This window comes from Escherichia sp. MOD1-EC6098, assembly GCF_002965865.1.
GTDB lineage: Bacteria > Pseudomonadota > Gammaproteobacteria > Enterobacterales > Enterobacteriaceae > Escherichia > Escherichia marmotae.
On sequence record NZ_PTSN01000023.1, the window covers coordinates 33,410 to 41,102 of the forward strand.

The following is a 7,693-nucleotide window of genomic DNA, read 5'->3' on the forward strand; positions in this document are numbered from 1 at the left end:
GGGCTTTTATCTACGCAGTCGCGGCTTAGCCCGCGACGTGCGGATTCACACAGTTCTTCTCAACCTTCCCCAGCAACGCATTAATCAAATTATCCACGGCACAGGCAGCCATGCCATAACGCGTCTCATGAGTGGCCGAACCAATATGCGGTACTGCAACGACATTGGTCATTGATAGCAACGGTGAATCTACGGGCAATGGCTCTTGTTCGAAGACATCCAGCCCGGCGGCGTGAATTTCCCCTTTCTGTAATGCGGCAATCAGTGCATTTTCGTCAACTACCGGCCCACGCCCTGCATTAATGAAGATGGCGGAAGATTTCATTTTGGCGAATTGTTCAGCGCCAAACAGGTGATGAGTTTCTTCAGTTAGCGGCAGGATTAGGCAAACGAAATCTGATTCTTGTAACAATGTATCCAGATCACAGTAGCGGGCGTTAAAGCGTTCTTCAGCTTCTTTATGATGGCGACGAGCGTTATAAAGAATTGGCATGTTGAAGCCAAAGTGCGCACGTTGCGCCAGCGCCATTCCGATCCGTCCCATCCCGACAATCCCCAGTGTTTTATGGTGAACATCAGTGCCGTACCAGTCCGGGCCGATATTGGCGGTCCATTCGCCCGCTTTTACGCGCTCCGCGACTTCCACAACCCGACGCGCGGTACACAGCACCAGCGCCATCAGCGTATCGGCTACTGTTTCCGTTAATACGGTTGGCGTATGCATCAGCAGGATTTTCCGGGCATTAAGCGCATCGACATCGAAATTGTCATAGCCGACAGAGATAGTTGAAGTGGCACGCAGTTTCGGCATCTTTTCCAGCAACGTGGCATCAACATTCTCATTTGAACCCAGTAGACCTTCAGCTTCGGCAAAAATCGCCGCGTTTTGTTCGATGGTCTGTGGATTGAGATTTGCCACCTGGTGAACGATGAAATGCTCTTGCAGGCGTTGCAGTAAATCATCAGGTAAGGCTTTGTAGAGGATAACGGACGGCTTCATTCTTCTCTCCATTCACTGATAAGGCGATCACCTTAGCCTGAAAAATGAAGCAGGAAAACCGAAGAATGCCAGGTGATTTCTTCGTCACCTGGCATGACAGTGATTACAGCGGGCTTAACGTAATTTCTACGCGACGGTTTTGGGCTTTGCCTTCTGCGGTGCTGTTGCTGGCGATTGGGTTAGCCGGGCCAAGACCTTGGGTACGAATACGGCTGGCGTCCACGCCCTGGGTGATCAATGCGCTGGCAACGGAATCAGCACGCTGCTGGGACAGACGCATATTCAGGTCGTGACCACCAGTGCTGTCGGTGTAGCCAATCACGTTAACCGCCGTTTTTGGATACTCTTTCAGCACCATTGCAACGCCGGTCAGGGTGTTAGCACCTGCTGGTTTCAGGGTGGCGCTGCTGCTGTCAAAGGTCACGTTGTTCGGCATGTTGAGGATAATGTTATCTCCGCTGCGGGTTACGCTAACGCCTGTGCCGCGCATTTTGTCGCGCAGTTTCGCTTCCTGCACATCCATGTAATAGCCAACGCCGCCACCCAGTGCCGCACCTGCCGCTGCGCCAATCAGCGCACCTTTACCGCGATCTTTCTTCGAAGAAGAGAGAGCGCCAATACCCGCGCCAACGAGAGAGCCCAGACCTGCACCGATAGCAGATTTACCTGCTTCGCGTTCGCCGGTGTAAGGGTTAGTTGTACAACCAGATACCGCCAGAGCGCCGCTGACTACGGCAGCAATAAGATAAACACGTTTCTTCATTGTTAATCCTTAATAACCTTTTTATTCTTGGTCACGGGTTTCGTGGCGGGAGATTATGCCGTGTGAACATGAAGATTATTCCTGGGAATACTCGGAAATTTGTAAGTAATATTTAACTGCTCAATACATCTAACCTTTCAGGAGCCTTCGGTTTGGCCATCTCATCCTCACGTTATTCCGTTCTTACTGCCGCCCACTGGGGGCCCATGCTGGTTGAAACCGACGGTGAAACAGTCTTCAGCTCGCGTGGTGCGTTAGCCACAGAAATGGAAAATTCCTTGCAGAGCGCGGTTCGTGACCAGGTTCATAGCAACACGCGAGTGCAATTTCCGATGGTGCGCAAAGGTTTCCTCGCATCGCCAGAAAAACCACAAGGCGTTCGCGGGCAGGATGAATTTGTTCGTGTGAGTTGGGATGAGGCGCTGGATCTCATCCACCATCAGCATAAACGCATTCGTGAGGCTTATGGTCCGGCATCGATTTTTGCCGGTTCCTACGGTTGGCGTTCAAACGGTGTGCTGCATAAAGCGTCAACCTTGTTACAACGCTATATGGCGCTGGCAGGCGGTTATACCGGCCATTTGGGCGATTATTCAACCGGCGCGGCACAGGCGATCATGCCGTATGTCGTGGGGGGCAGCGAAGTCTATCAGCAGCAGACTAGCTGGCCTCTGGTGCTGGAAAATAGCGACGTGGTGGTGCTGTGGAGTGCTAACCCATTAAACACGCTGAAAATTGCGTGGAATGCGTCCGATGAGCAGGGACTTTCTTACTTTGCCGCACTGCGTGACAGCGGGAAAAAGCTGATCTGCATTGATCCAATGCGATCGGAAACCGTCGATTTCTTTGGCGATAAAATGGAATGGGTCTCTCCGCATATGGGGACTGATGTGGCGCTGATGCTGGGGATAGCTCACACGCTGGTGGAAAACGGCTGGCACGACGAGGCATTTCTGGCGCGTTGCACCACAGGTTATGACGTCTTCGCCTCTTATTTGTTGGGCGAGAGTGATGGCATTGCAAAAAACGCCGAATGGGCCGCGGAGATTTGCGGTGTTGGCGCAGAGAAAATCCGCGAGCTGGCAGCTATTTTCCACCAAAATACCACTATGCTGATGGCTGGATGGGGAATGCAGCGCCAGCAGTTTGGTGAGCAAAAACACTGGATGATAGTCACGCTGGCGGCAATGTTAGGGCAAATCGGCACGCCCGGTGGCGGTTTTGGTCTTTCTTACCATTTTGCTAATGGCGGCAACCCGACCCGCCGCGCTGCGGTGCTGCCTTCCATGCAGGGCAGTTTGCCGGGTGGCACCGATGCGGTAGATAAAATCCCCGTAGCCCGCATTGTCGAAGCATTAGAAAACCCTGGCGGCGCGTATCAACACAACGGCATGAACCGACATTTCCCGGATATTCGTTTTATCTGGTGGGCGGGCGGCGCTAACTTCACCCATCATCAGGATACTCATCGTCTGATTCGCGCCTGGCAAAAAACGGAGCTGGTGGTGATATCGGAATGTTTCTGGACGGCGGCGGCGAAACATGCCGATATCGTCCTCCCCGCGACTACGTCGTTTGAGCGTAACGATCTCACTATGACCGGCGATTACAGCAATCAACATCTGGTGCCGATGAAGCAAGTGGTGCCACCGCGTGGTGAAGCGCGTAATGATTTTGATGTTTTTGCTGAGTTAAGTGAGCGCTGGGAGAAGGGCGGCTATGCCCGGTTTACGGAAGGGAAAAGTGAGCTGCAATGGCTGGAAACGTTCTATAACGTTGCGCGGCGGCGTGGAGAAAATCAGCAGGTTGAAATACCGCCGTTTGACGAGTTCTGGGAAGCCAATCAGTTAATTGAGATGCCAGAAAATCCAGACAGCAAGCGGTTTATCCGTTTCGCGGATTTTCGCCGCGACCCGCAGGCACACCCATTAAAGACGACCAGTGGTAAGATTGAGATCTTCTCGCAGCGCATTGCGGATTACGGTTATCGGGATTGTCCAGGCCATCCGATGTGGCTGGAACCCGATGAGTGGTGGGGCAACGCCGAAGCAGAGCAGTTGCAGGTACTTTCAGCCCATCCGGCGCATCGCCTGCACAGTCAGTTGAATTACAGTTCACTTCGCGAATTGTATGCGGTGGCAAACCGTGAGCCTGTCACCATTCATCCTGACGATGCAAAGGCACGCGGAATACAAGATGGCGATACTGTTCGGTTGTGGAACTCGCGCGGGCAAATTCTTGCCGGAGCGGTGATTAGTGAAGGCATCAGGCCTGGTGTGATTTGCATTCACGAAGGGGCATGGCCAGATCTGGATTTTACTGCTGGCGGCATTTGTAAAAATGGCGCGGTGAATGTGCTGACCAAAGACTTCCCAAGCTCGCGGCTGGGTAATGGTTGTGCGGGTAACACGGCGCTGGCGTGGCTGGAAAAATACACGGGGCCTGAACTTAAACTTACGGCGTTTGATCCGCCTGCCAATCCATAATCCAGGTAGGGAGTTGGGTTTCCTCCTGCCATGCGCAGTCGACAATTTGAAAACCCTGCGCATGGTAAAAACTTATTGCTGGCTGGTTTTTCTGGTAAACCTCCAGCAATAAATGAGGATGGCGCTGTTGCATATGTTGCATCAAAGCCTTACCGATACCGCGTCTGACAGCCTTCGGTGCGACAAACATTGCTGCCAGAAACCGCCCTTCCATAATGCTGGCAAAACCGAGAAATTCACCGTTTTCTTCCCATACCCAGTTTTGCGCGTTGGCAAGATATGCATCACGCACCAGCGGAATGCAGTCACGCCAGTAACTTTCTTCTATAAAGGGATGTCCCCAGGTTGTACTTTCCAGCCACAGTTCAAGGATTGCGGGCAGTTCCGAACGTTGTGCTTGTCTAATCATGCTTTATTCCCCGGATGGCAACAGCAGCCAACCACATGATCATTCACCAGCCCACATGCCTGCATAAAGGAGTAACAAATCGTTGATCCAACGAATTTAAAACCGCGTTTTTTCAATGCATTAGAAAGCGCGTCGGAGGCGGGCGTTGATGTGGGGATTTCACTCAACGTTGTGGCTTGTGTCACCTGCGGCTGATGATTTACGAACGACCAGACAAAGTCGGCAAATGGTTCGCCGTTCTGTTCCATTTGCAGGTATGCGCGCGCATTGCCAATAATGGCCTGGATTTTCCCGCGATGGCGGATAATTCCGGTGTCCTGCACCAGCCTTTCAACATCCTCTTCCTGCATTGCAGCGACCTTCACGGGATCGAATTGATGAAAACAGGCGCGATAATTTTCACGTTTTTTGAGGACGGTAATCCAGGACAGCCCAGCTTGTTGCCCTTCAAGGCAGATCATTTCGAACAGTTTTTTACTGTCAGTTTCAGGCACGCCCCACTCTTCATCGTGGTAGGCAATATAAAGCGGGTCCTGACTCACCCAGCCGCAACGTTCCATACTTTCCCTCTCTATGCACCTGTTCGTAAAAATTTCACCTGCTTTTCTTGACGCACCGGCGAAAAAGTCAATATTTAATACAGGACTAATATGCCTGATATCCTTCATACAATGACAATAATAATGCCGAATTCGGCTCTTCCCTGGAGTCGTGTTAATGATCATAAAAAAATGCGGTGGTCGCTGGCCCCTAAGTCTGCTGGCGAGCGTGGTAATCAGTTCTTTTTTTCTCAACACAGCTTACGCCTGGCAACAAGAATATATCGTTGATACGCAGCCAGGACATACCACAGAACGTTATACCTGGGATAGCGATCACCAACCTGATTACAACGATATTTTGTCGCAACGTATTCAAAGTAGCCAAAGGGCGCTGGGACTGGAAGTTAATCTGGCGGAAGAAACTCCCGCGGATGTAACCAGCAGCATGAGTATGGGCTGGAACTTCCCTTTATATGAACACGTTACAACAGGCCCGGTCGCCGCATTGCATTACGACGGAACGACCACTTCGATGTATAACGAGTTTGGCGACAGCACTGCAACACTGACCGATCCGTTATGGCATGCCAGCGTCAGTACGTTGGGCTGGCGTGTTGATTCCCGACTTGGCGATTTCCGCCCCTGGGCGCAAATCAGCTACAACCAGCAATTTGGTGAAAATATCTGGAAGGCTCAATCAGGCCTGAGTCGCATGACGGCGACAAATCAGAACGGCAACTGGCTTGATGTGACCGTAGGCGCCGATATGCTGCTTAACCAACATATTGCCGCTTATGCTGCGTTATCCCAGGCAGAGAACAGCGCCAATAATAGTGATTATTTGTATACTATGGGGGTTAGTGCCAGGTTTTAACTTGTTTTTTACAATGCGGGATCGGTTATAACAATCATTGTATTGATAGTGGGTGCTAACTGACTCAATAATTATTGTTGTGAATGTTTGTCACGTCATTCATTCCTGAACTGAGGCATTTCATTCCGTTCTGATGGCATTTCATGCCGTTTTCCCCCTGGCATAAAATGCACTTCGTTATGGTTGTCAGCAGAGAATTTTCCTTTTTATTAATGCAGGAATACTGCCATGACACCTTCAAACTATCAGCGTACCCGCTGGCTGACACTCATTGGTACTATCATTACCCAGTTTGCATTGGGTTCGGTTTATACCTGGAGCCTGTTTAACGGCGCGCTTTCCGCCAAGCTGGATGCGCCGATAAGCCAGGTCGCTTTCTCCTTTGGCCTGTTGAGTCTGGGACTGGCGATCTCATCTTCTGTGGCTGGTAAGTTGCAGGAACGTTTTGGCGTAAAACGCGTCACTATGGCGTCCGGCATTTTACTGGGGCTGGGTTTCTTCCTTACCGCGCATTCCAACAGTCTGATGATGCTGTGGTTGAGCGCTGGTGTGCTGGTCGGTCTGGCAGATGGCGCGGGTTACCTGCTGACGCTCTCTAACTGCGTGAAGTGGTTCCCGGAGCGTAAAGGTTTGATCTCCGCGTTCGCCATTGGTTCCTATGGTTTGGGTAGCCTGGGATTCAAATTTATCGACTCGCATCTGCTGGAGACGGTCGGTCTGGAAAAAACCTTTCTGATTTGGGGCGCGATTGTGCTGGTGATGATTGTCTTTGGCGCAACCTTAATGAAAGACGCGCCGAAGCAGGAAGTCAAAACCCATAATGGCGTGGTGGAAAATGATTTCACTCTGGCAGAGTCGATGCGTAAACCGCAATACTGGATGCTGGCGGTGATGTTCCTGACTGCCTGTATGAGCGGTTTGTATGTCATTGGTGTGGCGAAAGATATCGCCCAGAGCCTGGCGCATCTTGATGCAGTATCAGCAGCTAACGCAGTGACGGTTATTTCTATTGCTAACCTTTCTGGTCGTCTGGTGCTGGGCATTCTGTCTGACAAAATTGCCCGTATTCGTGTCATCACCATTGGTCAGGTGATTTCGCTGGTGGGTATGGCAGCGCTGTTGTTTGCTCCACTCAATGCGCTGACATTCTTTGCGGCGATTGCCTGTGTGGCCTTTAACTTCGGTGGCACCATTACCGTCTTCCCGTCACTGGTTAGTGAGTTCTTCGGGCTTAATAACCTGGCGAAAAACTACGGTGTGATTTACCTCGGGTTTGGTATCGGTAGTATTTGCGGCTCGATTATCGCCTCACTGTTTGGCGGCTTCTATGTAACCTTCTACGTCATTTTCGCCTTGCTGATTCTTTCGCTGGCGCTTTCAACGACCATTCGCCAGCCTGAATTCAGAACGTTTCGTGAGGTACATGGTTAAGTGTAACGACGGGTTTCAGACTCGTCCTGAGATAGCGTGGCGTATTTTTTCATTGTGTATGAATCAAATGTATCGGCACAATTCAGGATGAGTCATTGATAAAATCGAGGGCCAGCTAGCTGGTCCTTTTAAACGTTCAATTTACAAAAAGTATCCTTTCATACTTGTATTTTTGTAAATTTGTGCTT

Annotated in this window: 7 protein-coding genes; 3 read left to right on the plus strand and 4 right to left on the minus strand. The window is 50.9% G+C overall.

Translation table 11 applies throughout. The features are described 5' to 3' along the window. Positions 1–25: 25 nt before the first annotated feature. Entirely contained in the window at positions 26–1,000 is a 975-nt protein-coding gene (ghrB, locus tag C0K55_RS20930; protein ID WP_001517319.1) for a glyoxylate/hydroxypyruvate reductase GhrB, read from the minus strand. Between the two features lie 103 nt (positions 1,001–1,103). Continuing rightward, a complete protein-coding gene (locus tag C0K55_RS20935) occupies positions 1,104–1,763 on the minus strand; it encodes an OmpA family lipoprotein (protein ID WP_000747625.1) in 660 nt (219 codons plus the stop codon). Between the two features lie 152 nt (positions 1,764–1,915). Between C0K55_RS20935 and bisC the strand changes: the two genes are divergently transcribed. Continuing rightward, positions 1,916–4,249, plus strand: coding sequence for a biotin sulfoxide reductase (gene bisC, locus C0K55_RS20940; RefSeq protein ID WP_105266437.1), 2,334 nt, complete (start codon positions 1,916–1,918; stop codon positions 4,247–4,249). On the opposite strand, the gene C0K55_RS20945 is transcribed toward bisC, so the two are convergent. Then, on the minus strand, positions 4,218–4,658 hold the full coding sequence (locus C0K55_RS20945; protein WP_001517317.1) for an N-acetyltransferase: 441 nt from the start codon (positions 4,656–4,658) through the stop codon (positions 4,218–4,220). The two genes, bisC and C0K55_RS20945, sit on opposite strands and share 32 nt — an antisense overlap. Further along, positions 4,655–5,218 carry a DNA-3-methyladenine glycosylase I gene (gene tag / locus C0K55_RS20950; RefSeq protein ID WP_105266436.1) on the minus strand — a complete coding sequence of 188 codons (564 nt, stop codon included), beginning with the start codon at positions 5,216–5,218 and terminating at the stop codon, positions 4,655–4,657. Before tag ends, C0K55_RS20945 begins: the two co-directional genes overlap by 4 nt. A gap of 157 nt (positions 5,219–5,375) precedes the next feature. On the opposite strand from tag, the gene C0K55_RS20955 reads away from it, so the two are divergent. Both C0K55_RS20955 and C0K55_RS20960 read left to right on the plus strand, forming a co-directional pair. Next, entirely contained in the window at positions 5,376–6,074 is a 699-nt protein-coding gene (locus tag C0K55_RS20955; protein ID WP_016262653.1) for an autotransporter outer membrane beta-barrel domain-containing protein, read from the plus strand. A 228-nt stretch (positions 6,075–6,302) separates the two neighbouring features. Beyond that, entirely contained in the window at positions 6,303–7,505 is a 1,203-nt protein-coding gene (locus tag C0K55_RS20960; protein ID WP_001517314.1) for an L-lactate MFS transporter, read from the plus strand. The last annotated feature ends 188 nt before the right edge of the window (positions 7,506–7,693 follow it).

Coding starts and splice junctions, on each gene's coding strand:
- ghrB (WP_001517319.1), bottom strand. CDS start 1,000: ATGAAGCCGTCCGTTATCCTCTACAAAGCCTTACCTGATGATTTACTG.
- C0K55_RS20935 (WP_000747625.1), bottom strand. CDS start 1,763: ATGAAGAAACGTGTTTATCTTATTGCTGCCGTAGTCAGCGGCGCTCTG.
- C0K55_RS20945 (WP_001517317.1), bottom strand. CDS start 4,658: ATGATTAGACAAGCACAACGTTCGGAACTGCCCGCAATCCTTGAACTG.
- tag (WP_105266436.1), bottom strand. CDS start 5,218: ATGGAACGTTGCGGCTGGGTGAGTCAGGACCCGCTTTATATTGCCTAC.
- C0K55_RS20955 (WP_016262653.1), top strand. CDS start 5,376: ATGATCATAAAAAAATGCGGTGGTCGCTGGCCCCTAAGTCTGCTGGCG.
- C0K55_RS20960 (WP_001517314.1), top strand. CDS start 6,303: ATGACACCTTCAAACTATCAGCGTACCCGCTGGCTGACACTCATTGGT.